The sequence below is a fragment of the Streptomyces sp. NBC_01446 genome (genome assembly GCF_026340095.1).
Classification (GTDB): domain Bacteria; phylum Actinomycetota; class Actinomycetes; order Streptomycetales; family Streptomycetaceae; genus Streptomyces; species Streptomyces aureus.
This window is the reverse complement of record NZ_JAPEPO010000001.1, coordinates 4,119,590-4,142,680: the sequence shown is the minus strand read 5'-3', so window position 1 is coordinate 4,142,680 and position 23,091 is coordinate 4,119,590. Positions and strand designations below refer to the sequence as shown.

The window sequence follows — 23,091 nt, the reverse complement described above, 5'->3', positions numbered from 1 at the left end:
AGCGTGACGGAACAGGCTGTGGCCGAGTACCGGATCGAGGACCTGGCGCACCGCAGCGGCGCCACGGTCCGCACCATCCGCGCCTACCAGGACCGCGGGCTGCTCCCCCGCCCCGAGCGGCGCGGCAGGGCCAATGTGTACGGGGACACGCATCTGGCCCGGCTGCGGCAGATCGCCGACCTCCTCGACCGCGGGTACACCCTGGCCTCGATCAAGGAGCTGCTCGAGGCGTGGGACGCGGGGCGTGGGCTCGGTGGTGTGCTCGGCCTGGTCGCGGAGGTGGACGGGCCGTGGACCGACGAGGAGGCCGACCGGATCTCGCGCGCCGATCTCGCGGCACGGTTCGGAGGCAGCGAGGACGAGGCGGCCATCGCCGACGCGGTGGCGCTCGGGATCCTGGAGAAGATCCCGGGGCACAAGGACGAGTTCCTGGTGCCGAGTCCTCAAGAGCTGGCGGTAGCCGCCGAGTTGCACGCGTCCGGCGTCCCGTTGCCCGCGATCTCCGCTCATCTGAGGGAGTTGAGGGGGCAGATCGAGCATATCGCCACCCGTTTCCTGGAGTTCACGACCGAGCATGTCTTCGCGCGCTACCTCGGCCCGTTGCCCCCGACGGACGCTGAAGCGGCCGAGGCGGCCTCGCTCGTACGCAGACTACGGCCGCTCGCGCAGCAGTCGGTCGACGCCGAACTGGCGCGTGCCATGAAGCTGTTCGCCACTCGCCACCTCCACCGGCACCTGGCGGAGGGCCCGGTCACCTCGCATGTGGAGGAGGCCCATTCGGTTGCTCTTCCCGCCGACACGATCCGCGCTGTACAGAGCCTGGTTGGCGACGAGAGCGTCGCCGAGTTCATCACCGCGGCGACCGAACGGGAAGTACAAGCAAGGGCATTGGACACTCTTACCTCAAACCATCGCAATTCACTTTCTGTTGACCAAATGCCGCCAACGGCATGACGGTTGTCCACAGAATCGCCAAATCCCCTGTGGATAACCGGACTTGGCTGTGGATCAAACCTGCGAACAGAAAAATCACGTGCACGAGGAGTGAGACGCCCGCCACTCTGGCGGGATGGACGAAAGACGCACCGTCAAGGTGTCGAAGTACCTCTCGAAGCATCTGCGGCACCAGCCGGAGCGGATCGGACTGACCCTCGACGAGGGCGGCTGGGTCAAGATCGGGACGCTGCTCGCCGCGGCCGCCGCCCACGGCTTCCGCATCACACGGGACGAGCTCGACCATGTCGTCGCCGCCAACGACAAGAGGCGCTTCGCGATCGAGGGCTCCCGGATCCGCGCCAGCCAGGGCCACACCGTGGACGTCGACCTCGGGCTGCCCCCGGCCACCCCGCCCGCGTACCTCTACCACGGCACCGTCCCCGCGGCCCTGGGCGCGATCCGCGCCGAGGGGCTGCGGCCCATGAGCCGGCACGACGTCCATCTCTCGCCCGACCGCGAGACCGCCACCCGTGTCGGAGCCCGCCGCGGCCGCCCCGTCGTGCTGTCCGTCGACGCTGGAGCGATGCACCGGGACGGCCACACGTTCCGCGTCAGCGCCAACGGCGTATGGCTCACGGAGGCCGTTCCAGCCCGCTACCTGCGGTTTCCCGGCTGAGACCGACCGGACCCGCGAGACGCGGTCCCCCACGGCGCCGTCACCCCCGGCCCACGCCCGGCGCGCGCCGCTTAGGCTCTGGGGCATGAGCGATCAGCCCCGTCAGCCCACGTCCGCCCTGCGCCTGAGCACCGTGATCCTGCCCTACCGCCGCTGGCACGAGGGCAGCCGAGCCGCGTGGCAGCGCGCCGAAGAGCTGGGCTTCCACACCGCGTACACCTACGACCACCTGGCCTGGCGGACCTTCCGCGACGGCCCGTGGTTCGGCGCCGTGCCGACCCTGACCGCCGCCGCGTCCGTCACGGAGCGGATGCGCCTCGGCACACTCGTCACCTCGCCGAACTTCCGGCACCCGGTCACGCTGGCCAAGGAACTGATCTCCCTCGACGACATCTCCGGCGGCCGGATCACCCTCGGCATCGGCGCGGGCGGCAACGGCTTCGACGCGACGACGCTCCTGAAGGCCGGCGAGGAGCCGTGGACCCCGCGCGAACGGGCCGACCACTTCGCCGAGTTCGTCCCGCTGCTCGACCGGCTGCTGAGCGAGGACTCGGTGACGTACGACGGTGAGTTCTACTCGGCCCAGGAGGCGCGCAACATCCCAGGATGCGTGCAGCGGCCCCGGCTGCCCTTCGCGGTGGCCGCGACGGGACCGCGCGGACTGAGGCTGGCCGCCCGGCACGGGCAGGCGTGGGTGACGACGGGCGACCCGAAGCTGTTCGAGACGGGCACGCCCGAGGAGTCGATTCAAGCCATTCGCGGACAGGCCGCCAAGCTCGCCGACGCCTGCGCCGAGATCGGTCGGGACGCCGCCGAACTCGACAAGGTCCTCCTCACCGGCTTCACCCCGGACCGCAGCCGTCCGCTGGAGTCCGTGGACGCCTTCGTCGACTTCGCCGGCAAGCACGCCGCCCTGGGCATCACCGAGATCGTGATCCACTGGCCCATCCCCGACTCGGAGTTCTCAGCCGACCAGAAGGTCTTCGAAAGCATCGCCACGGAGGCCCTCGCCCAGCTCGGCTGAAGACCCGCGCCGACCCGGCGGAACCGGTGGGGCGCCTGCGCGAGGACCGTACTCATCTGCGCGCCCCACCGCACGCCCGTGCGCGCATATGCGGGACAATGGCGCGGTGACCTCACCGACTCCTCGGCCCTGGACCCCGGCCGCCAACGCCCCCGCGCCCCGGCTCGTCGCCACGGACCTGGACGGCACGCTGCTGCGCGACGACAAGTCCGTCTCGCCGCGGACGGTCGCCGCGCTCGCCGCCGCCGAGCGGGCGGGCATCGAGGTCTTCTTCGTGACCGGCAGACCGGCCCGCTGGATGGACGTCGTCAGCGACCACGTGCACGGCCACGGCCTGGCGATCTGCGGGAACGGCGCGGCCGTGGTGGATCTGCACGGCGGCCCCGGCCACCACCGGTTCGTGAAGGTCAGGGACCTCGCCCCCGAGATCGCCCTCGACGTCGTACGCATCCTGCGCGCCGCCGCGCCCGGCACAGCATTCGCCGTCGAGCGGACCGGTGGCCTCCACCACGAGCCGACGTACCCGCCGCTGCACCTGGAGGCGGGGGAGAGCGTCGCGGCCGCCGAGAAGCTCCTCGCCGACGGCTCGCCCTGCGCCGACCAGCCCGTGCTCAAGCTGCTCGCCTACCACGCCGACCTCGCCCCCGACGAGTTCCTCGCCCTCGCCCGGGCGGCCGTCGGCGACCGCGCGGCGATCACCCGTTCCAGCCCCAGCGCGCTCCTGGAGATCAGCGGCCCCGGCGTCTCCAAAGCCAGCACCCTCGCGCTGTGCTGCGCCGAGCGCGGCATCACGGCGGCCGAGGTCGTCGCCTTCGGGGACATGCCCAACGACATGGAGATGCTCCGCTGGGCCGGCACCTCGTTCGCGATGGGCAACGCGCACCCGGACGTGCTCGCCGCCGCGTCGGGGCACACGGTGCCGAACAACGAGGACGGCGTGGCCGCGGTCATCGAACAGATCCTGGCGGCGCGTCAGCCCTCCGAGGACAGCGCACCGGGCGCCTCCTAGAAGCAGACTCCCAGAAGCACTGGAAGAAACGGTCCTCCACACGTGGGTCCCGGCCCTCTCGGCCACCCCTCGACCGCCTCGGCGCCGCCTGACCCTTCGGACGCCTGCGTGCGGGTCCCGGCGAACGCGATCAGCGCGCACAGCAGGACCGGTACGGCAAGAGGACGACTACGGCGTTGGCGCATGTCTCGGATCGTGGCCCGGGCTTACGGCGACGGCCTGCTGAACTCGTACCCCCAGGGGGAAGCGGGCGCCCGTACGGCTCAGATCCGGACCCCCGAACAGGGCCCGGCGCGATACCTGGTCGCGCCCTCAGTGAGGCGCCTGCCAGACCACCGTCGTGCCGTCCCCGTCCTCGCCGATGCCCGGCCCGTACCAACTGTCGCCGCCCAGGGACTCGGCCCGTCGCTTGAGGTTCTTGAGGCCGCTGCGCCGGCCGTCCTCCGGGATGCCGACGCCGTCGTCGGAGACCGTCAGCCGGACGCCGCGCTGCCCGTCGGGGAGCGTGACGTTCGCGTCGACGACCACGTCGATACGGGCGGCCTCCGCGTGCCGGAACGCGTTGGACAGTGCCTCTCGCAGGGCCGCGATGAGGTTCTTGCCGGTGAGTTCGCCGACCACGGTGTCGACGGCGCCGGCGAAGTGGTGCGTGGGCTTGAAGCCGAGCGGCACGGCCGCCATGTTGATCTCGCGCAGGACGCGTGTGCGCAGGCCCGAGGGCGCCTCGGCGGGCCCCTGTTGGAGCGCGAAGATGGCCGTGCGGATCTCCTGGATGGTGACGTCCAGCTCGTCGACGGCCTTGCCGATACCGACCTGCACCTCGGGCACGACGGATCTGCGCTGGGCGCTCTCCAGCATCATCCCGGTGGCGAACAGGCGCTGGATGACGAGGTCGTGGAGATCGCGGGCGATCCGGTCGCGGTCCTCGTACACCGCGAGCCGCTCCCGGTCGCGCTGCGCCTCCGCCATCATCAGCGCGAGTGCTGCCTGGGAGGCGAACTGGGTGGCGAGGGTGCGCTCCGCGTCGGTGAAGGGCCGGGCGCCACGCGCGCGTGGCGTCACGAGTGTGCCGAGGACGCGGCCGTCGCTCTGGAGGGGCAGCATCATCGCGGGACCGTAGTCGCGAGCGAGATCGGTCAGTATGCGTGGGTCGGTGGACGCGTCGTCGACGAACACCGTCGCGCCGCCCAGGAGTTCGGCGACGATCTCGCTCTCTGCCGGGATGATCATGCCGAGGGCCTGCGACGGATGGTCCGACGAGACGGCGACGATCTCCATGCCGCCCTCCTCGGCCGGCAGGAGGACGATGCCGGCCGCCGAGCCCGACAGGTGCCTGGCCTGTTCGGCGACGACCTGGAGGGCTTCCTCGGCGTCACTGCCGGACAGCAGTGCGGTCGTCACGGCCACGGACCCGTCGATCCACCGCTCGCGCTGCCTGGCGGCCTCGTACAGGCGCGCGTTGCCGATGGCGATGCCGGCCTCCGTGGCGAGGACGCGGACCATGTTCAGGTCGTAGTCGTTGAACTCGACCCCGCCGTGCTTCTCCGTCAGATAGAGGTTGCCGAAGATCTCCCCCTGTACGCGGATGGGGACGCCCAGAAAGGTCCGCATCGGCGGGTGGTGGGCCGGAAAGCCGCAGGCACGGGGGTCGTCCGCCAGGTTCGCGAGGCGTACCGGGCCCGGGTCGTGGATGAGCGCTCCGAGGAGTCCACGGTGGCCGTCGGGGAGCCGTCCGATGAGCTCAGCCGTCTCCGTGTCGACTCCGTGGAAGACGAAGTCCGAGAGCGCCTCGCCGTCCTCGGAGACGACGCCGATCGCCGCGTAGCGGGCGTCGGCGAGCTCGGCGGCCGTCTCGCAGATGCGGTCGAGGGTGGAGTGCAGTTCCAGACCGGTGCCCACGGAGCGCATCGCTTCGAGCAACTGCGGTACCCGCGCGGCCAGCTCGGCGGACAGTCCCTGGAGCCCGCGCGTCGCCTGTGTCGCCGCCTCCAGCGCGTCGGAGGAGTCCCGCTCGCCGTCGGACGGTGGGGTGGCGCCGGGCACCGGTGCAGCTGACATGCCTCGAGACTAGTTAGTCCCGTTTGGAGAGGAAAGTCGGCGTTACGGACCACTGCCCGGGCCACTCGGTACACGAGGCCGCCCGGTACGCATGGCCACCTGGTAGGCGTAGCCACCCGGTACACGTGGCTACCCGGTACACGTGGCTACCCGGCCACCAACAGCTCCGCCTCGCGTTCGCGTTCCCGCAGCGCGCGCAACGGTCCGTCGACCGCCACCAGATCCTCGTACCTGCCGCGCTGCACGACCTGTCCCGCGTCGAGGACGATCACCTCGTCCACGGCGTCGAGGCCGACCATCCGGTGCGTGATCAGCAGCGTCGTGCGGCCCTCGGTCGCGGACAGGAGGTCCGCCGTGAGCGCGTCCGCCGTCGGCAGGTCGAGGTGCTCGGCGGGCTCGTCGAGCACGAGGACGGGGAAGTCGGCGAGCAGAGCACGGGCCAGGGCGAGCCGCTGCCGCTGGCCTCCGGACAGCCGCGCGCCGTGTTCGCCGACGAGGGTGCTGAGCCCGTCGGGCAGCGAATCGGCCCACTCCAGGAGGCGCGCGGCGGCCAGGACTTCGCGCAGTTCGTGGTCGGTGGCGTCCTTCTTGGCAAGGAGCAGGTTCTCGCGCACCGAGCTGTCGAAGAGGTGCGCGTCCTGCGCGCACAGCCCGACGAGCCGCCGCACCGCATCCCCTTCGAGCCCGTACGCGTCCTGCCCGGCCAGGGTGTACGCGCCCTCGCCCGCGTCCAGGAACCGCAGCAGGACCTGGGCGAGCGTCGTCTTTCCGGATCCCGACGGGCCGACGACGGCGACCCTGCGGCCCCGCTCCAGCGTGAGATCGACCCCGTGGAGCGCGTCCCGGCCCTGCCCGTCGTGGCGCGCGGCGAGACCGCGCACCAGCAGAGGGAAGGGGTCCTGCGGCGCCTGCGCGGGCGATTCCGGCTCCCGTACGGGGTCCGGCGCGTCCAGGACCTCGTGGACACGTTCGGCGCTCTTCTTGACCCGCTGGCGGTACTGCACGGCGAGCGGGAGACCCATGACGGCCTCGAACGCGGCCAGCGGCGTGAGGACGACAACTGCGAGCTGGACCCCGTCGAGGCGGCCCTCGCGCACTCCCTGCACCCCGGCGAGCGCGGCACCGGCCACGGTGAGGCCGGTGATCAGCGCGGTGAGACCGTCGCCCAGCGCGGTGGCGGTGGCGGCGCGGGACGCGATCCGCGTCAGCACGGAGTCGGCGGCCTTCGCCTGTGCGGTGCGCGCGGGCAGCGCTCCCGCGACGGTCAGTTCGGCGGTGCCGGTGAGGAGTTCGGCCACGCGGGTGGCGAGCGTCCCGCGCGCGGGGGCCAGGCGGCGCTCGGCGCGGCGGGCGACAGCTCCGGAGAGCAGCGGCACGCCGATTCCCGCGAGCAGCAGGCCTACGGCGAGCACGGCACCGGCGGCGGGCAGCATCCAGGCGGTGAACGCGACGGAGGCGGCACCGACCACCGCGGCGGCCGACGCGGGCAGCAGCCAGCGCAGCCAGTAGTCCTGGAAGGCGTCAACATCGGAGACGAGCCGGGAGAGGAGATCGCCTCGGCGCGTCGCGCGCAGGCCCGCTGGGGCGAGCCGCTCCAGCCGCCGGTAGACGGCGACCCGGGTGTCCGCGAGCATCCGCAGCACGGCGTCGTGCGACACGACCCGCTCGCCGTACCGGAAGCAGGCGCGCCCGATCCCGAAGGCGCGGGTGGCCGTGACGGCGACCATCAGGTACATCACGGGCGGCTGCTGCGAGGCCCGCGAGATGAGCCATCCGGAGGTCGCCATGAGCCCGACGGCGCTACCGAGGGCGAGCGCGCCGAGCAGCAGCGCGAGAGCAAGCCGCCCTCGCCGCGCCCGTGTGGCGCCTCGCACCCGCGAGAGCACACTGCCCCGGCCCTCTCCGGAGCGGGCCGATTCGTGACCCTCCTCTACAGAGACGGGCAGTTCGTCCGCCTGGGCCGGCGGCACCGGACGTACCGCAGGCTCCTCCACCGCCGCGGGGGAACGCGGTACGTCGAGGCGCACCACCCGGTCGGCGACGGCCAGCAGCGCGGGACGGTGCACCACCAGAAGGACGGTCCGGCCGGCAGCGAGCCTGCGGACCGCCTCGACGATCCCCGCCTCGGTCTCGCCGTCGAGCGCGGCCGTCGGCTCGTCCAGCAGCACCACCGGCCGGTCGGCGAGGAACGCCCGTGCCAGGGCGAGCCGTTGCCGCTGCCCGGCCGAGAGCCCCGCCCCGTCCTCACCGAGCAGGGTGTCCGCACCGTCGGGCAGCGCACGGACGAAGTCCTGGGCCCCCGCCTCGCGCAACGCCTCCTCGACCTCCGCGGGCGACGCGTCGGGTCGCGCGAGCCGCACGTTGTCCGCGATCGACCCGGCGTACAGCTGCGGCCGCTGAGGCACCCAGGCCACGCGCGCGTGCCACGCCTCCCGGTCGAGGCCGGCCAGATCGGCGCCCCCGACGAGAACCCGTCCGGCCTGGGGACGGACGAATCCGAGCGCCGCGCTCAGCAGCGTCGACTTGCCCACGCCGCTCGGGCCGACGAGTGCCACCGTCTCCCCGGGTGCGATCTCGAAGTCGGCCTCCGAGACGGCGTCCGCGGACCGGCCGGGATAGCGGACGGTCACTCCGTCGAAGGCGATACCGGTGGCCGCGGGCACCGCGCCGGCGCCCGACGGCGGCACCGGGGTCTCCAGGACGGCGAAGATCTCCTCCGCGGCGGCGAGCCCCTCGGCCGCCGCGTGGTACTGAGCGCCGACCTGACGCAGCGGCAGATAGGCCTCGGGCGCGAGGACGAGGATGACCAGTCCCACGTAGAGGTCCATGTCGCCGTGCACGAGCCGCATGCCGATGGTCACGGCCACCAGGGCGACCGACAGCGTCGAGAGGAGTTCGAGGGCGAACGACGACAGGAAGGCGATGCGCAGGGTCCGCATCGTCGCCTGCCGGTACTCGCCGGTGATCCGGCGGATCGACTCGGCCTGCGCCTTGGCCCGGCCGAACACCTTCAGCGTCGGAAGGCCGGCCACCACGTCCAGGAAGTGCCCCGAAAGCCGGGACAGGAGCCGCCACTGACGCTCCATGTGGGACTGGGTGGCCCAGCCGATGAGGATCATGAATACGGGGATCAGGGGCAGTGTGCAGACGATGATCGCCGCGGACACCCAGTCCTCGGTGACGATGCGCGCGAGCACCGCCACGGGCACCACCACCGCGAGGCCCAACTGCGGTAGATAGCGCGAGAAGTAGTCGTCGAGCGCGTCCACACCCCGCGTCACGAGCGCCACCAGGGATCCGGTCCGCTGCCCACTGAGCCACCCCGGGCCCAGCTGGGAGGCGCGCTCCAGGAGCCGTCCGCGCAGCTCCGACTTGACCGCCGCGCTGGCCCGGTGAGCGGCCAGCTCGGTCAGCCAGGAGACCAGACCGCGCCCGGCCGCCACCAGAGCAAGCAGCAAGAGCGGTGTGCGCAGGGCGGAGGCATCAAGCCCGTGCTCGAAGGCCCCCACCACCACTTCGGAGATGAGCATCGCCTGAGCGATGACCAGGCCCGCCCCGGCCATGCCGAGGACCACCACCGCGATCAGGAAGAGGCGAGTGGCCCTGGCGTACCGGAGCAGACGCTGGTCGATCGGTTTCACGTGAAACACACCCTCGTCATCAGGGGCTCAGTGTGCGGCGTCGGCGATGTGCTGCGTGCCGATCCGCTTGCGGAACACCCAGTACGTCCACGACTGGTAGAGCAGCACGATGGGCGTCGCCACCGCCGCGCACCAGGTCATGATCTTCAGGGTGTAGGGGCTCGACGAGGCGTTGGTGACCGTGAGGCTCCAGGCCGGGTCGAGCGAAGACGGCATGACGTTCGGGAACAGCGTCAGGAAGAGCATCGCGAAGGCTGCCGCGATCGTGATGCCGGACAGCGCGAACGACCAGCCCTCGCGCCCCGCCTTGATGGCGACGACGGAGCCGACGAGGGCGGCCACCGTGACGAGCATCGCGATCAGCGACGAGCCGTCGCCCTTGTCGGCCTGGGTCCAGATCAGGAAGGCGAGCGCGAAGGCCGCAGCCAGCAGACCGAACCCCAGCGCCATCTTCCGCGCCCGCACCCGGATGTCGCCCACCGTCTTGAGCGAGGCGAACACCGCGCCGTGAAAGGTGAACAGCGTCAGCGTCACCAGACCGCCGAGAATCGCGTACGGGTTGAGCAGGTCCCAGAAGCTGCCTACGAACTCCTTGTGCGCGTCGATCTTCACGCCGCGCACGATGTTCCCGAAGGCCACGCCCCACAGCACCGCCGGGATCAGCGAGGTCCAGAAGATCGCGTGCTCCCAGTTGGTCTGCCACTTCTCCTCGGGCCGCTTCGCCCGGTACTCGAAGGCGACACCCCGCACGATCAGGCAGACCAGGATCATCAGCAGCGGCAGGTAGAAGCCCGAGAAGAGCGTCGCGTACCAGTCCGGGAAGGCGGCGAAGGTTGCACCGCCGGCGGTGAGCAGCCACACCTCGTTACCGTCCCAGACGGGTCCGATGGTGTTGATGAGGACGCGCCGCTCGGTGCGTCCGCGAGCGAGCACCTTGGTCAGGACCCCGATCCCGAAGTCGAATCCCTCCAGGAAGAAGTAGCCGATCCACAGGACCGCTATGAGTACGAACCAGACGTCGTGAAGTTCCATGCCTCAGCAGCTCCTCAGTCTCAGTACGAGAAGGCCATGGGCCGGTCGGCATCGGAAGCGTCGCCGGAATCCGCTCCGGATCCCGGGCCGCCGATCTTGGTGGGCGGGTTGAGGTCGGCCTCGGTGAGTTCGGGCGGCCCCTGCTTGATGTACTTGACCATCAGCTTCACCTCGATGACGGCGAGCGCGGCGTAGACCAGCGCGAACACGATCAGGGAGGTGAGCACCTCGCCCTGCGAGACGCCGGGGGAGACCGCGTCCCTGGTCCGGAGCACGCCGTAGACCACCCACGGCTGGCGCCCGGTCTCGGTGAAGATCCAGCCCCAGGAGATGCCGATGATCGGGAAGATCAGCGTCCACTGGGACAGGCGCCACCACCAGATGCCCAGCTTCGGCATCAGCTCCTTGTTCTTGGTGAGCATCAGCTTCGGCACTTCGTCCTCGCCCGTGCGGTGCTCCGGAGCCAGCCAGAACCTGCGGCGGGTGAGCCACAGACCCGCCGTGCACAGGGCCATCGACACCCCGCCGAAGCCGATCATCCAGCGGTACGACCAGTAGGCGGTGGGGATGTTGGGGCGGTAGTCACCGGGCCCGAACTTCTTCTGCTCCGCCTTGTTGATGTCGTTGATCCCGGGGATCTCGGCGTTGAAGTCGTTCTTGGCGAGGAAGGACAGCACGCCGGGGACCTCGATGGCGACCGTGTTGTGGCCCTTGGAGACATCGCCGTACGCGAAGATCGAGAACGGCGCCGGCTTCTCCGTGTCCCACAGCGCCTCCGCGGCCGACATCTTCATCGGCTGCTGCTCGTACATCACCTTGCCGAGCGTGTCCGCGCTGACGACGGTGAGGAGCGTGCCGACCATCGCCGTCACCAGGCCGAGGCGCAGCGACATCCGCATGGTGCGGATGTGCTGCTTCTTGCGCAGGTGGAAGATCGCTATGCCGGTCATGAACGCGCCGCCGACCAGGATGGACGCGCTGATCACATGCCAGAAGTTGACGAGCACGGTCTCCTGGAAGAGCACGGCGGCGAAGTCGGTCAGCTCGGCGCGCTTGGTGCCGTCCCGCTCCACGATCCGATAGCCGACCGGATGCTGCATGAACGAGTTGGCGGCCATGATGAAGTACGCCGACAGGATCGTGCCGATGGACACCAGCCAGATCGTGGCGCAGTGCAGCTTCTTCGGGAGCTTGTCCCAGCCGAAGATCCACAGACCGATGAAGGTCGACTCGAAGAAGAAGGCGATCAGCGCCTCGAAGGCGAGCGGGGCGCCGAAGATGTCGCCGACGAAGCGCGAGTAGTCCGACCAGTTCATGCCGAACTGGAACTCCTGCACGATGCCGGTCACGACACCCATGGCGATGTTGATCAGGAAGAGCTTGCCCCAGAACTTGGTCGCCCGGAGGTAGTGCTCCTTACCCGTCCGCACCCAGGCCGTCTCGAGGATCGCCGTCAGGGCGGCGAGCGAGATGGTCAGGGGGACAAAAAGGAAGTGATAGACGGTCGTGATGCCGAACTGCCATCGCGCCAGAGTTTCCGGCGCCAGAGCCATCAACGTCGGGTCCACTGCGTCATCTCCTTAAGTCGCCGTGGTCCAGCGGCAATTTGCCCCTTTAATCCCACTGCTCTCTGGATCAACAGGGCACGCTTGTGAAAGCGTTCACATTCACAAGCATTATGTACTACCGGCTCAGGACAGCAGAAGGGGGGTCCCCCCTTACTCCGGGGAACCCCCACCGCGCTACGGAGCGGCCGCAGCCGCCGGGCCTAGAGCTCCTTGCGGAACGCCGCCGCCGTGTTCAGGAAGACGTCGTTGGCCTCGGCCTCCGCGATCGTGGCCCGCATGCCCTCGCCGGCGAACGGCCGCACGACCACACCGGCCTGCTCGCACGCCGCGGCGAAGTCGGCGGTGCGCTCCCCCAGCCGCAGCCACACGAAGTTCGCGTGCGTCTCCGGCACAGTCCAGCCCTGCGCCCGCAGCGCCTCGACCACGCGGTTGCGCTCACACACCAGCGAGCCGACCCGGCCGAGCAGCTCGTCCTCGGCCCGCAGCGAGGCGACCGCCGCGTCCTGCGCGAGCTGACTCACGCCGAACGGCACCGCCGTCTTACGCAGCGCGGCCGCCACCGGCTCATGGGCGATGGCGAAGCCGACCCGCAGGCCCGCGAGCCCGTACGCCTTGGAGAACGTCCGCAGCACGGCGACATTCGGACGGTCCCGGTAGATCTGGACGCCGTCCGGCACCTCGGCGTCACGGATGAACTCGCGGTACGCCTCGTCGAGGACGACCAGGACATCGGACGGGACCCGGTCCAGGAACCGCTCGAGCTCGGCCCGGCGCACCACCGTGCCCGTCGGATTGTTCGGGTTGCACACGAAGATCAGGCGCGTGCGGTCGGTGATCGCGTCGGCCATCGCGTCGAGGTCGTGGACCTCGCCGGACGTCAGCGGCACCTCCACCGCCTTGGCGCCGCTGATCTGCGTGATGATCGGGTACGCCTCGAAGGACCGCCAGGCGTAGATGACCTCGTCACCGGGGCCACTGGTCGCCTGGAGCAGCTGCTGCGCGACCCCGACCGAGCCGGTGCCCGTGGCCAGGTGCGTGACCGGCACCGCGAATCGTTCCGCCAGCTCGTTCATCAGCCCGGTGCAGGCCATGTCCGGGTAACGGTTGAAGGAACCGGCCGCCGCGACGACGCTCTCCATCACGCCGGGAAGCGGCGGATAGGGGTTCTCGTTAGAGGACAGCTTGTACGCCACCGGCCCCCCGGCCGCGGCAGCCTTGCCCGGCTTGTAGGTGGGAATACCCTCCAGCTCGGCACGCAGCTTGGGGCTCGTCTCGCTCACCGCAGTCCTCCTCGCGACCACCATTTCAATACTGCTCACCTTAAGAGGATTCGCGACAGACCCCAATGGCCCGGGGCCCCCGACATCCCGGGTGGTCGTCCGACACCACCCCTGACGACGGCCGCGGACCTCCCGAAGGCGTACGGAGGAGGGGGAGCGCTCCCTTTCGCGGCGCGCGCCGGTAGCTCGCGCCGTGGCGCGCATCGCCCGTGAAGGTGAGTTGAGACCTACTCGCAACATCGCCGACTTGGCAGGCCCATGCGCGCCGACAAGTGACGTCCCAGCGTCGATACCCACAACTTCCTTGATTTCCAAGGTCATTGACTTTGTCCGGCCATGCAGAAACGTGCCTGTCAACGCGTGCATATGCACTCACGCCACCCCGCCACATGAGCCCTACTATCGGGTCGCCATGACAGCAGCAGGGAAGCACCAGGTGAGCAGGGCGGAGACCACCCGTCGGGGCACCCGGCAGGTGCGGGCGGGCATCAGAGACGTTGCCGCCGCCGCCGGGGTCTCCATCACGACTGTCTCCGATGCGCTCAACGGTAAGGGCCGGCTCCCGGACGCCACCCGACGCCATGTCCGCGAGGTCGCCGACCGGTTGGGCTATCGCCCCTCCGCGGCGGCCCGAACGCTCCGTACCGGAAAGTCGGGCCTCATCGGCCTGACCGTCACGACCTACGGGGACGAACCTTTCACCTTCACCGAATTCGCGTACTTCGCGGAAATGGCGAGAGCTGCCACCTCGGCGGCGCTCGCCCGCGGGTACGCCTTAGTCATCCTGCCCGCCACCTCACGCCACGACGTATGGTCGAACGTCGCTCTCGACGGCACCGTCGTCATCGACCCGTCCGACCACGACCCGGTGGTGACCGAGCTGGTCCGCCAGGGTCTGCCCGTCGTCTCCGACGGGCGTCCCGCCGGCACGCTCCCCGTCACCGCCTGGGTCGACAACGACCACGAGGCCGCCGTCCTCGGCATCCTCGACCACCTCGCCGCCGCGGGGGCCCGCCGCATCGGACTGCTCACCGGCACGACCACGGACACGTACACCCATCTGTCCACCTCCGCGTACCTGCACTGGTGCGGGCGGATCGGACAGGAACCCGTGTACGAGTCCTATCCCGCGCACGATCCGTGCGCGGGGGCCGTCGCCGCCGACCGGCTCCTGGCCCGCCCCGACCGGCCCGACGCCGTGTACGGACTCTTCGACCCCAACGGCACGGACCTGCTCGCCGCCGCCCGCCGGTACGGCCTGCGCGTCCCCGAGGACCTGCTGCTCGTCTGCTGCAGCGAATCGACCGTCTACGCCACCACGGAACCCCCCATCACGACCCTCTCGCTCAAGCCACGGCGGATCGGCACCGCGGTCGTCCAGCTCCTCATCGACGCCATCGAAGGGGTTGAATCGGACCGGATGGTCGAGCAGGTGATACCGACGGAACTCATTGTCCGGACCTCGTCCCAGCGCCGTCCGCCCCGCACGACGGTCAGCCCGCCCCGCTCCCCGGGACAGGGCTGAACGACGGCTTCCGGGTGGTCACCCCGAAGACCACCCGGAAAAGCCCGTACCAATTCGGGAGAAAAGCACGGTGAACAACCTTCCGGATCCGATTCACCACCCCTGGTGCATCACACAGCGCGAGCCGCATTCCTATGATGGGCGCACGACACCGCGGGCCGCTGCGACCAGGCAGTCCGATCGGGTGCAGAGGCGGCGCAATGGTGGTGGAGGGGTCGATGACTCAGGGGGCCGGTCAGGGACCCGAGGTGCGCACGGCGACGCTGCGCGACTTCCGCGTTCCCGCGTACGTCCATGACGTACCGGCGAACGTCCAGGAGCCCGGCCACGACCCCGCTCCGCCCGCCCCTGCTGTGCCCCCGCAGGCGGAGCCGGATCCCGCGTACCAGGAGCCGTCGCTCTCGCAGCCCTCCTATGCGGAGCCGTCACCTCAGGACCCCGCGTTCGACCAGCCCGAGGGGTACACGCCCACCCAGCGCGACCTGCCGGTCATCAACCGCGGTGACACGGTCCAGGTGCAGATCGACAGCGAGCCGGCGCCCCGTCCCACCGATGGCCTCGGCCCGTTGTATGTCGTCGGCGACGTGCACGGCTACCTCGACGAACTGATCGAGGCCCTGTACGAGCAGGGCCTCATCGACGCCGAGGGCAGCTGGTCGGCGGGCACCGCCCGGCTCTGGTTCCTCGGTGACTTCACCGACCGCGGGCCCGACGGCATCGGCGTCATCGACCTCGTGATGCGGCTGTCCGCGGAGGCCGCGGCCGCCGGCGGCTACTGCAAGGCCCTCATGGGCAACCACGAACTGCTCCTGCTCGGCGCCAAGCGCTTCGGCGACACCCCGGTCAACTCGGGCGCCGGCACCGCCACTTTCCAGGCGGCCTGGCTGCTCAACGGCGGCCAGAAGTCGGACATGGACCGTCTCCAGGACGTCCATCTGCAGTGGATGTCCCGGCTGGACGCCATCGAGCTGGAGGACGACCACCTCCTGATGCACTCCGACACGACCGCGTACCTCGACTACGGCGACTCGATCGAGGCGGTCAACGACACGGTCCGCGAGACCCTCACGCGCAACGACGCGGACGAGTGCTGGGACCTCTTCCGCAAATTCACCAAACGCTTCGCGTTCCGTGACGAATCCGGACCCGAAGCCGTGCGCGAGCTCCTCGACGCCTACGGCGGCGCGCGCGTCGTCCACGGCCACAGCCCCATCCCGTACCTCCTCGGCGAGGTCGGTACCGAGGACGCGGCGGACGGATCCGAGGACAGCCGCCCGCAGATCGAGGGCCCGCATGTGTACGCGGGCGGGCTCGCGATCGCGATGGACGGCGGAGTGACCATGGCCGGAAAGCTGCTGGTCCAGCAACTCCCCATGGATAGCTAGGCATTCCCCGGGCAGGCGCACCGAACGGGGGCTCAGTCCGGCCACCGGGCCGAATTCGGGAAACCCCCTGTCACCGCGTGCCGTCACCGCTCTACCATCGGCTTATCCGTAGCAGGCTCCCCTCCGTTTCTGCCCGACGGCTCGTAACCATGCGAGCCCCCAAGCCCTACGGAGCATCGGGGGATGCAGATGAACAGCGCTCCGCACCTGCTGAACGAGGACCGCCCCGAGTTCGAGCGGATCCTCGATGATGCGCTGCGTACCGCACCGGACCGCCCTGATCTCGCCGCAGTGGGCCAGCGGCTCAACCCCGAACAACTACGCACCATGGCGCTCAACGCCACCGCGCTGATCACGGCCGCCGCAGCGACCGAGTACCAGAACTACGTGAAGGTCCGCGCCGACCTGCGCGCCTCGCCCCGGCCCGTACCTCCGCTGCGCCAAGGAGGAAGCGCGGCGGAGTCCGGCGGCGGAGCGATCGGCCTGGCCGCCACTGTGGGCGAGGTGGCGGAGACCACCGGCGCCGGCGTCATAGCCGTCGTCGCGGTGCTCGCCCCCGTGCTCGCCGGGACGGCTGCCGCGATCTTCCTGCTCGTCGGCTACATCCTGAAGATGCTCGATCCGGAACCGGCCTTCGCCCAGACCTTGTTGACGGCCGGCTGGGTGTTCGGCGCGCTCACGGCGGCGGGGATTCTTGTCGCCGGCGTGGGCCTGCTGCTCACCGCTCTGCGCAACGGCGCGACGTCCTTGCAGGCCGGCGCGCACAGCGAGTCGAACGAGGAGGTGGACCGGGCCAGGGAAGCCTGGTGCCTGGTGTTGCTGGAGCGCGGCATCCTGCCGTTCCTCCGGGAGGCCCTCGCGGAACCACCGCCGGCCCCCGCCAACCGCGGGGGCGTCCCCGGAACCGCGGGCCGCATGCCGCATCTCGGATACAACAGGCCCGGGTTCAGCAGCCCGGGCACCGACAGCGGCTCCCCTGCGGCCCCGCGCCCGACGTACTCGAGCCCGGACTTCACGAGCCCCGACTTCGGAGGCCCGGAACACCAGCCGGACTAGGGTCTTTCGTTTGGATCGGGCGAGTCCGACCTGATCCGAACGAGAGGCCCTGGGACCTGCCGGGACTCGGTCCGGAACACCCTGTCCACCGGCCGCGAAGGGCCGCCGGTGGACAGCGCGTGGTGCCCGCGTGGGCGCGGGAGAGGTCAGTCCGCGATCGGCAGATAGACCCGGTTGCCCGCGGCGGCGAACTCCTTGGACTTCTCCGCCATGCCCTCCTCGATCTCGCTCTTGGTCCCGCCGTGCTGGCGGCGGATGTCCTGCGAGATCTTCATCGAGCAGAACTTCGGCCCGCACATCGAGCAGAAGTGGGCCGTCTTCGCGGGTTCGGCCGGGAGCGTCTCGTCATGGAACTCCCTTGCCGTGTCCGGGTCGAGGGCGAGGTTGAACTGATCCTCCCAGCGGAACTCGAAGCGCGCGTCGGAGAGGGCGTCGTCCCACTCCTGGGCACCCGGGTGCCCCTTCGCGAGGTCCGCCGCATGGGCCGCGATCTTGTAGGTGATGACGCCGGTCTTCACGTCGTCACGGTTGGGCAGGCCCAGGTGCTCCTTGGGCGTGACGTAGCAGAGCATCGCCGTGCCCCACCACGCGATCATCGCGGCCCCGATGCCGGAGGTGATGTGGTCGTACGCGGGGGCGATGTCGGTCGTCAGCGGACCGAGTGTGTAGAAAGGCGCCTCCTCGCACACTTCCTGCTGAAGGTCGATGTTCTCCTTGATCTTGTGCATCGGGACGTGCCCGGGGCCCTCGATCATCGTCTGGACGTTGAAGCTCTTCGCGATCGTGTTGAGCTCCCCGAGCGTCTTCAGCTCGGCGAACTGCGCCTCGTCGTTGGCGTCCGCGATCGAACCCGGCCGCAGGCCGTCGCCCAGCGAGTACGTGACGTCGTACGCCGCGAGGATCTCGCAGAGCTCCGCGAAGTTCTCGTAGAGGAAGCTCTCCTTGTGGTGCGCCAGGCACCAGGCGGCCATGATCGAACCGCCGCGCGAGACGATGCCCGTCTTGCGGTTGGCGGTGAGCGGGACGTACGGCAGCCGCACGCCCGCGTGGACCGTCATGTAGTCCACGCCCTGCTCGGCCTGCTCGATGACCGTGTCCTTGTAGATCTCCCAGGTCAGTTCCTCGGCGCGGCCGTCGACCTTCTCCAGCGCCTGGTAGAGCGGGACCGTGCCGATCGGGACGGGGGAGTTGCGCAGGACCCATTCGCGCGTGGTGTGGATGTTGCGGCCGGTGGAGAGGTCCATGACGGTGTCGGCGCCCCAGCGGGTCGCCCATGTCATCTTCTCCACCTCCTCCTCGATGGACGAAGTGACCGCGGAGTTGCCGATGTTGGCGTTGACCTTCACCAGGAACCGCTTGCCGATGATCATCGGCTCGATCTCCGGGTGGTTGACGTTGGCCGGCAGGACCGCGCGGCCCGCGGCAATCTCCTCGCGGACGACCTCCGGCTCCACGTTCTCCCGGATGGCCACGTACTCCATCTCGGGCGTGACCTCCCCTCGCCTGGCGTACGCGAGTTGGGTCACCGCCTGGCCGTCACGCCCGCGACGAGGCTGGCGGGGGCGGCCGGGGAAGACCGCGTCGAGGTTGCGCAGACCGCCGCGCGGCGAGGTGTGCTTGATGCCGTCGTCCTCGGGGCGGACCGGGCGGCCCGCATACTCCTCGGTGTCGCCACGGCTGATGATCCAGTTCTCCCGCAGCGGCGCGAGGCCCCTGCGGACGTCGGTGTCGACACTCGGATCGGTGTACGGCCCGGACGTGTCATAGAGCGTGACCGCCGTGCCGTTGGTGAGGTGCACCTGGCGGACCGGCACCTGGAGGTCGGGGCGTGAGCCCGTGACGTACCCCTTGTGCCAGCCGATGGACTTCCCGGCCTCGCCCGTCTCTGCGGACAGGTTGGAGGCAGGCGTGCGTGCGTCCGATGTGGTCATGAGACCTACTCCCTACGCCGGCATTACCCGGTAACAGGTTCGGCGGTCGACGCAGCGGCTTCCGTCGGGCGATGTTTCATGTGAAACATCGCCGAAGCGGAGGTCAGCGCCCTCTCAGCCCGGTGCTCCGAGCTCCCGCGTGTGCAAAGGTGCCCCCACGCTAGCGTCACTTCTGGCGCGCTGAACAGAGGGCCCCTGCCGTTCTTGCGATGATCGGGCGGTGACCAGCACGCAGCAGTCTCCGTCCTCGCCGCCGCATCCGCCTCATGTCCAGGGGGGCGGAGGGCACGGGCACTCGCACAGCCACGGCCCTGCCGCGCCTGTTTCCAAGCATCTGCGCAAGGTCATCGCCGCGGTGCTCATCCCGTTCTCCGTGGCGGTTGTCGTCGGCCTCGTGGTGCTCTGGCCCGGCGGCGCCCCCTCCCATGCCCGTACGGGCGTCGGCTTCGACCGGCAGACCCAACAGGGCACCGTCACACAGGTCGACAAGGTCGACTGCCGGTCCGTGAACGCCTCCGGCGACACGCCCACCGGCGATACGTCGACCGCCGAGGGACGGTCCGCCGAGCAGCAGACGAAGGGCACGTGCGAGAAGGCGACGGTCCGCGTCGACGGCGGCAAGGACACCGGCCATACGTTCACGGAGATCGTGCAGCCGGACTCGCCGCGGCAGTTGCACGAGGACCAGAAGGTGATCGTGGCCTACGCGCCCGACGCACCCAAGGAGCTCCAGTACTCCGTCACCGATGTGAACCGCAGGCTCCCGATGACGCTCCTCGCCGGGATCTTCGCGCTGGCCGTGGTCGTCGTGGGCCGGCTGCGGGGCGTCATGGCACTCGTCGCGCTGGCCGTCAGCTTCATGGTGTTGACCTTCTTCATCCTGCCCGCGATCCTTCAGGGCTCAAATCCGCTGGTGGTGGCGGTGGTGGGGGCAAGCGCCATCATGCTGATCGCTCTCTACATGTGTCACGGGCCCACGGCCCGAACGTCGGTCGCGGTGCTCGGCACGCTGGTGTCGCTGCTCCTGATCGGGCTGCTCGGCTCGCTGTTCATCGGCTGGGCCGCGCTGACCGGCAACACCGACGACAACACGGGCCTGATCCACGGTCTCTACCCGTCCATCGACATGAGCGGTCTCCTGCTCGCCGGCGTCATCATCGGTTCGCTCGGCGTGCTCGACGATGTGACGGTCACACAGACGTCGGCGGTGTGGGAGCTGCATCAGGCCGACCCGACGATGGGCCGGCGCGGCCTGTACCGCGCGGGCATCCGGATCGGCCGCGACCACATCGCGTCCGTGGTCAACACGCTGGTCCTGGCATACGCGGGCGCAGCGCTGCCGCTGTTGCTGCTCTTCTCGATCGCGCAGAGCAGTGTGGGCACCGTGGCCAACAGTGAGCTGGTGGCCGAGGAGATCGTCCGCACTCTGGTGGGCTCGATCGGGCTGGTCGCCTCGGTGCCGGTGACGACCGCGCTCGCGGCTCTGGTGGTCTCCGCCGACCGACCGGGATCCCCGTCCGCTGCCGCGCCCGGTCCGGCACGCGGAGGTAGGGGACGGCGTCGGAAGCGCTGAACCCCTGCGAGGGCACCCCGAGGGCGCCGGTCTGCTGAAGCGTTACGTCAGTTGATCGTGCGCGGACTCCTGGAGCCCGTCAGCCCGCGCTCTGCTCCTCGGCGAGGATCCGGTCGAGTGCCTCGTCGAGATGCGTCTCGAAGTCGGCGAGCGCCCGCTCCTGGCCGAGCGGGACGAGCTTGTCGGTGCGGTCGAGGAACGCGACGAGGGGGGCGACGCCCGCCTTGAACAGTGCCTGGTCTCCGCCCACTTGGAGCCGGATGTGCACCTCGCCCGGCATGTCGCCCGGACTGCCCGCCAGTTCCACCGGCTCGATGCGCACATCGCCGTCGCCGCAGGGACCGGCCACGCCGTCCACCAGGAGCTCCCTGCCGAACGCCCACGTCACCGGGGCGTCCCCGGGGAGGTGGAAGGTCAGCCGCACGGCGTAGGGATCAGCTGCGGCGTACCTCAGCTCCACCGGGATGCGGAACGAGAGTTCCTCGGAGACGAGGAAGCTCATCATGACCTCTGCTTGTACTGCCTGTACCGACTCGCGCATCGCCTACCCCGTCAATTTGCCGTCGATCGGCCGGGAATAGCCTTCCCGACGCTCTTCGCATCTTGCTTAACGTACATGCGGGATCACAAGGAGTGAGTTTTCAGATGCTGATAGAGAAGGCGAGTGTCCCCACGAGTTTCCCGACTTCGTTCTGCAACTGCCGGGCCGCGGGCAGCAGACGACCGGCCTGATGAGACGGGAGGGAGACCGCCATCGTCGCCGCGGTGGACCCGACGGTGATGGGAAACGCGGCGCAGACCGTGCCCAACGCGTACTCCTGACGCTCCACGACCGGCTGCATCCGCCCCTGCCCGTCCAGCCGTCGTAACAGCGCGCGGTCGTCGCGCACCGTGTACGGGGTGATCGAATACGCGGGATAGCGGTCGAGGTGATCGCGTCGGCTCTCGTCGTCGAGCTGGGCGAGGAGGCACTGGCCGATCGCGTGGGCGTGCCCCGTCTCGCGGAAGTCGGCCCATTCTGCGACCGCGGGATTCCCGGGCGTGTCGGCGACGGCCACGACTTCGATCTCGCCCTCGCGGTAAACCGAGAAGTACACCGGGACACCGATGGCGTCGCGCCAGTGCTGCAGGGCGTCGGTGATCATGCCGCGACGATTCTGCTGCGCCCCGCTGCTACTCAGCCTCTCGGCCGCCACCCCCAGGACGAACAGGCCCTTCTCCTTGCGGAGATAGCCCTCGTGGGCGAGCGTGCGCAGCAGGTGATACGCCGTGGGAAGCGCGAGACTGGCCTCCCGGGCGAGCTGCTTGGCCGGCGCTCCCTCTCCGTGCGACGCGACGGCCTCGAGAAGGCGCATCGCACGCTGGACGGATCCGATGAGGGTGGGCGGGGCGCCGGCCGGGCCCTCGGGGTGAGCCTCGGCCTGGGCGTCGCCGTAGGTGTGCGGGCGACAGCCGTGGGGTGGGGCCACCGCGTGTGCGGACATGGCGTCGGAAGACATGGTGTCGGGGGACGCGATGTCGGCGGACAACGGGGCGGCGGAAAGCGGTTCAGCCGTGGCCAAGGTTCACTCCCGAAGCGCGTGGGGTCCCCCCCGCTTCTCGGGAATCACGGGGGTGCGGCCGTCGAGTTCCGGACTCTAGCCCTGGCCACCACTTCGAGAGGGCCGCGCGGGGAAACTTCCCCCGCGCGAGCGAACCGTTGCCCGGCGCTACCAGTCGCTGCGCGAGGACGAGCCCGTGATGAACTTGCGTACGACGTAAATGAGTCCACCGACCAGGGCCACGAAGACCAGCACCTTGAAGAGCAGACCGATCACGAAGCCCACGACGCTGGCTATCAGCCCGCCGAAGACGACCAGGGCGATGACCGGCACCGCGACCCACTTAACCCACCACGGCATGCCCGTGAAGATCTCTCGCACTGCCATCGCCCTTACCTCTCTCCTGAGCCGTACCTCTTCGATACGGCTTCTGCATTCGATGCTGGCACGCCGAGGCGCTCCGTGGGGACCGCGGACCCCTTGTCGTCCCCTGAGTGACCCCCTAGGGAACCCCGAGATCCGCCGTCAGCTCTCAGGCGGAGAGAACACCACCAGAACCCGCAGGTCCTCGCTGATGTGATGGAACTTGTGGGCCACCCCGGCCGGCACGTACACGACGCTGCCGCGCGCCACCTGAGTCGTCTCCATGCCGACGGTGATCGAGCCGCGACCGCTGACGACGAGGTAGACCTCGTCCTGCTGGTGGGGCTGCTGCGGGTCCTGGTCCCCCGCGTCGAGGGCGTAGAGCCCGACCGACATGTTCCGCTCACGCAGGAACTGCAGATATGCGCCGTCGTTCGCGGCACGTTCCGCTTCCAGTTCGTCCAGCCGGAATGCCTTCATCCCTCTTGTCCGC

Annotated in this window: 18 protein-coding genes and 1 riboswitch; of the genes, 8 read left to right on the top strand and 10 right to left on the bottom strand. The window is 69.8% G+C overall.

The features are described from left to right. Positions 1-3 precede the first annotated feature (3 nt). The 4 genes from OG456_RS18555 to OG456_RS18540 all read left to right on the top strand — a co-directional run bounded on the left by OG456_RS18555 (position 4) and on the right by OG456_RS18540 (position 3,645). Positions 4-954, top strand: a complete 951-nt coding sequence (locus OG456_RS18555; RefSeq protein ID WP_266562393.1) for a MerR family transcriptional regulator — start codon at positions 4-6, stop codon at positions 952-954. 115 nt (positions 955-1,069) lie between these two features. Next, positions 1,070-1,612 carry an RNA 2'-phosphotransferase gene (locus OG456_RS18550; RefSeq protein WP_266562391.1) on the top strand — a complete coding sequence of 181 codons (543 nt, stop codon included), beginning with the start codon at positions 1,070-1,072 and terminating at the stop codon, positions 1,610-1,612. An 85-nt stretch (positions 1,613-1,697) separates the two neighbouring features. After that, positions 1,698-2,636 carry an LLM class flavin-dependent oxidoreductase gene (locus OG456_RS18545; protein WP_266562389.1) on the top strand — a complete coding sequence of 313 codons (939 nt, stop codon included), beginning with the start codon at positions 1,698-1,700 and terminating at the stop codon, positions 2,634-2,636. 88 nt (positions 2,637-2,724) lie between these two features. After that, positions 2,725-3,645, top strand: coding sequence for an HAD-IIB family hydrolase (locus OG456_RS18540; RefSeq protein WP_266562387.1), 921 nt, complete (start codon positions 2,725-2,727; stop codon positions 3,643-3,645). 312 nt (positions 3,646-3,957) lie between these two features. Here the strand turns inward: OG456_RS18540 and OG456_RS18535 are convergent, their stop codons facing one another. The 5 genes from OG456_RS18535 to hisC all read right to left on the bottom strand — a co-directional run bounded on the left by OG456_RS18535 (position 3,958) and on the right by hisC (position 13,224). Next, entirely contained in the window at positions 3,958-5,703 is a 1,746-nt protein-coding gene (locus OG456_RS18535; RefSeq protein WP_266562385.1) for a GAF domain-containing sensor histidine kinase, read from the bottom strand. Between the two features lie 146 nt (positions 5,704-5,849). Continuing rightward, positions 5,850-9,344, bottom strand: coding sequence for a thiol reductant ABC exporter subunit CydD (cydD, locus tag OG456_RS18530; RefSeq protein WP_266562384.1), 3,495 nt, complete (start codon positions 9,342-9,344; stop codon positions 5,850-5,852). Positions 9,345-9,371: 27 nt separating this feature from the next. Beyond that, positions 9,372-10,376 (bottom strand): cytochrome d ubiquinol oxidase subunit II, encoded by a 1,005-nt coding sequence (cydB, locus tag OG456_RS18525; protein ID WP_266562382.1) that lies wholly within the window; start codon positions 10,374-10,376, stop codon positions 9,372-9,374. A gap of 20 nt (positions 10,377-10,396) precedes the next feature. Beyond that, entirely contained in the window at positions 10,397-11,929 is a 1,533-nt protein-coding gene (locus tag OG456_RS18520; protein WP_266569331.1) for a cytochrome ubiquinol oxidase subunit I, read from the bottom strand. 215 nt (positions 11,930-12,144) lie between these two features. Further along, positions 12,145-13,224, bottom strand: coding sequence for a histidinol-phosphate transaminase (gene hisC, locus OG456_RS18515; RefSeq protein WP_266562380.1), 1,080 nt, complete (start codon positions 13,222-13,224; stop codon positions 12,145-12,147). 412 nt (positions 13,225-13,636) lie between these two features. Between hisC and OG456_RS18510 the strand changes: the two genes are divergently transcribed. From OG456_RS18510 to OG456_RS18500, 3 genes are all read left to right on the top strand, one after another. Beyond that, the gene (locus OG456_RS18510; RefSeq protein WP_266562378.1) at positions 13,637-14,749 is read left to right on the top strand and encodes a LacI family DNA-binding transcriptional regulator; all 1,113 of its coding nucleotides are present in this window, start codon (positions 13,637-13,639) and stop codon (positions 14,747-14,749) included. Positions 14,750-14,967: 218 nt separating this feature from the next. Next, a complete protein-coding gene (locus OG456_RS18505) occupies positions 14,968-16,134 on the top strand; it encodes a metallophosphoesterase (RefSeq protein ID WP_323136339.1) in 1,167 nt (388 codons plus the stop codon). 183 nt (positions 16,135-16,317) lie between these two features. Next, complete coding sequence (locus OG456_RS18500; protein WP_266562376.1) at positions 16,318-17,190, top strand: hypothetical protein; 873 nt, start codon at positions 16,318-16,320, stop codon at positions 17,188-17,190. A 146-nt stretch (positions 17,191-17,336) separates the two neighbouring features. On the opposite strand, the gene thiC is transcribed toward OG456_RS18500, so the two are convergent. Further along, entirely contained in the window at positions 17,337-19,121 is a 1,785-nt protein-coding gene (gene thiC, locus OG456_RS18495; RefSeq protein WP_116512117.1) for a phosphomethylpyrimidine synthase ThiC, read from the bottom strand. Then, positions 19,114-19,270: riboswitch (TPP riboswitch) on the bottom strand. (Overlaps the previous gene by 8 nt.) Positions 19,271-19,341: 71 nt before the next feature. Here thiC and OG456_RS18490 point away from each other — a divergent pair. Continuing rightward, on the top strand, positions 19,342-20,694 hold the full coding sequence (locus OG456_RS18490) for a YibE/F family protein (RefSeq protein ID WP_266562373.1): 1,353 nt from the start codon (positions 19,342-19,344) through the stop codon (positions 20,692-20,694). 79 nt (positions 20,695-20,773) lie between these two features. Here OG456_RS18490 and OG456_RS18485 read toward each other — a convergent pair whose 3' ends face one another. The 4 genes from OG456_RS18485 to OG456_RS18470 form a co-directional block, all read right to left on the bottom strand. Continuing rightward, positions 20,774-21,235, bottom strand: a complete 462-nt coding sequence (locus OG456_RS18485) for an SsgA family sporulation/cell division regulator (RefSeq protein ID WP_116512115.1) — start codon at positions 21,233-21,235, stop codon at positions 20,774-20,776. Between the two features lie 100 nt (positions 21,236-21,335). Beyond that, positions 21,336-22,049, bottom strand: a complete 714-nt coding sequence (locus OG456_RS18480; protein WP_266569329.1) for an IclR family transcriptional regulator — start codon at positions 22,047-22,049, stop codon at positions 21,336-21,338. A gap of 354 nt (positions 22,050-22,403) precedes the next feature. Continuing rightward, positions 22,404-22,616 (bottom strand): DUF5326 family protein, encoded by a 213-nt coding sequence (locus tag OG456_RS18475; protein ID WP_266569328.1) that lies wholly within the window; start codon positions 22,614-22,616, stop codon positions 22,404-22,406. 144 nt (positions 22,617-22,760) lie between these two features. Next, positions 22,761-23,078: a cupin domain-containing protein gene (locus tag OG456_RS18470; RefSeq protein WP_100597187.1), complete on the bottom strand. Its 318-nt coding sequence runs from the start codon at positions 23,076-23,078 to the stop codon at positions 22,761-22,763. Positions 23,079-23,091: the final 13 nt, after the last annotated feature.

Coding starts and splice junctions, on each gene's coding strand:
- OG456_RS18510 (WP_266562378.1), top strand. CDS start 13,637: ATGACAGCAGCAGGGAAGCACCAGGTGAGCAGGGCGGAGACCACCCGT.
- OG456_RS18550 (WP_266562391.1), top strand. CDS start 1,070: ATGGACGAAAGACGCACCGTCAAGGTGTCGAAGTACCTCTCGAAGCAT.
- OG456_RS18470 (WP_100597187.1), bottom strand. CDS start 23,078: ATGAAGGCATTCCGGCTGGACGAACTGGAAGCGGAACGTGCCGCGAAC.
- OG456_RS18520 (WP_266569331.1), bottom strand. CDS start 11,929: ATGGCTCTGGCGCCGGAAACTCTGGCGCGATGGCAGTTCGGCATCACG.
- OG456_RS18545 (WP_266562389.1), top strand. CDS start 1,698: ATGAGCGATCAGCCCCGTCAGCCCACGTCCGCCCTGCGCCTGAGCACC.
- OG456_RS18540 (WP_266562387.1), top strand. CDS start 2,725: ATGCGGGACAATGGCGCGGTGACCTCACCGACTCCTCGGCCCTGGACC.
- OG456_RS18500 (WP_266562376.1), top strand. CDS start 16,318: ATGCAGATGAACAGCGCTCCGCACCTGCTGAACGAGGACCGCCCCGAG.
- OG456_RS18480 (WP_266569329.1), bottom strand. CDS start 22,049: ATGCGCCTTCTCGAGGCCGTCGCGTCGCACGGAGAGGGAGCGCCGGCC.
- OG456_RS18485 (WP_116512115.1), bottom strand. CDS start 21,235: ATGCGCGAGTCGGTACAGGCAGTACAAGCAGAGGTCATGATGAGCTTC.
- cydB (WP_266562382.1), bottom strand. CDS start 10,376: ATGGAACTTCACGACGTCTGGTTCGTACTCATAGCGGTCCTGTGGATC.
- OG456_RS18535 (WP_266562385.1), bottom strand. CDS start 5,703: ATGTCAGCTGCACCGGTGCCCGGCGCCACCCCACCGTCCGACGGCGAG.
- thiC (WP_116512117.1), bottom strand. CDS start 19,121: ATGACCACATCGGACGCACGCACGCCTGCCTCCAACCTGTCCGCAGAG.
- OG456_RS18505 (WP_323136339.1), top strand. CDS start 14,968: ATGACTCAGGGGGCCGGTCAGGGACCCGAGGTGCGCACGGCGACGCTG.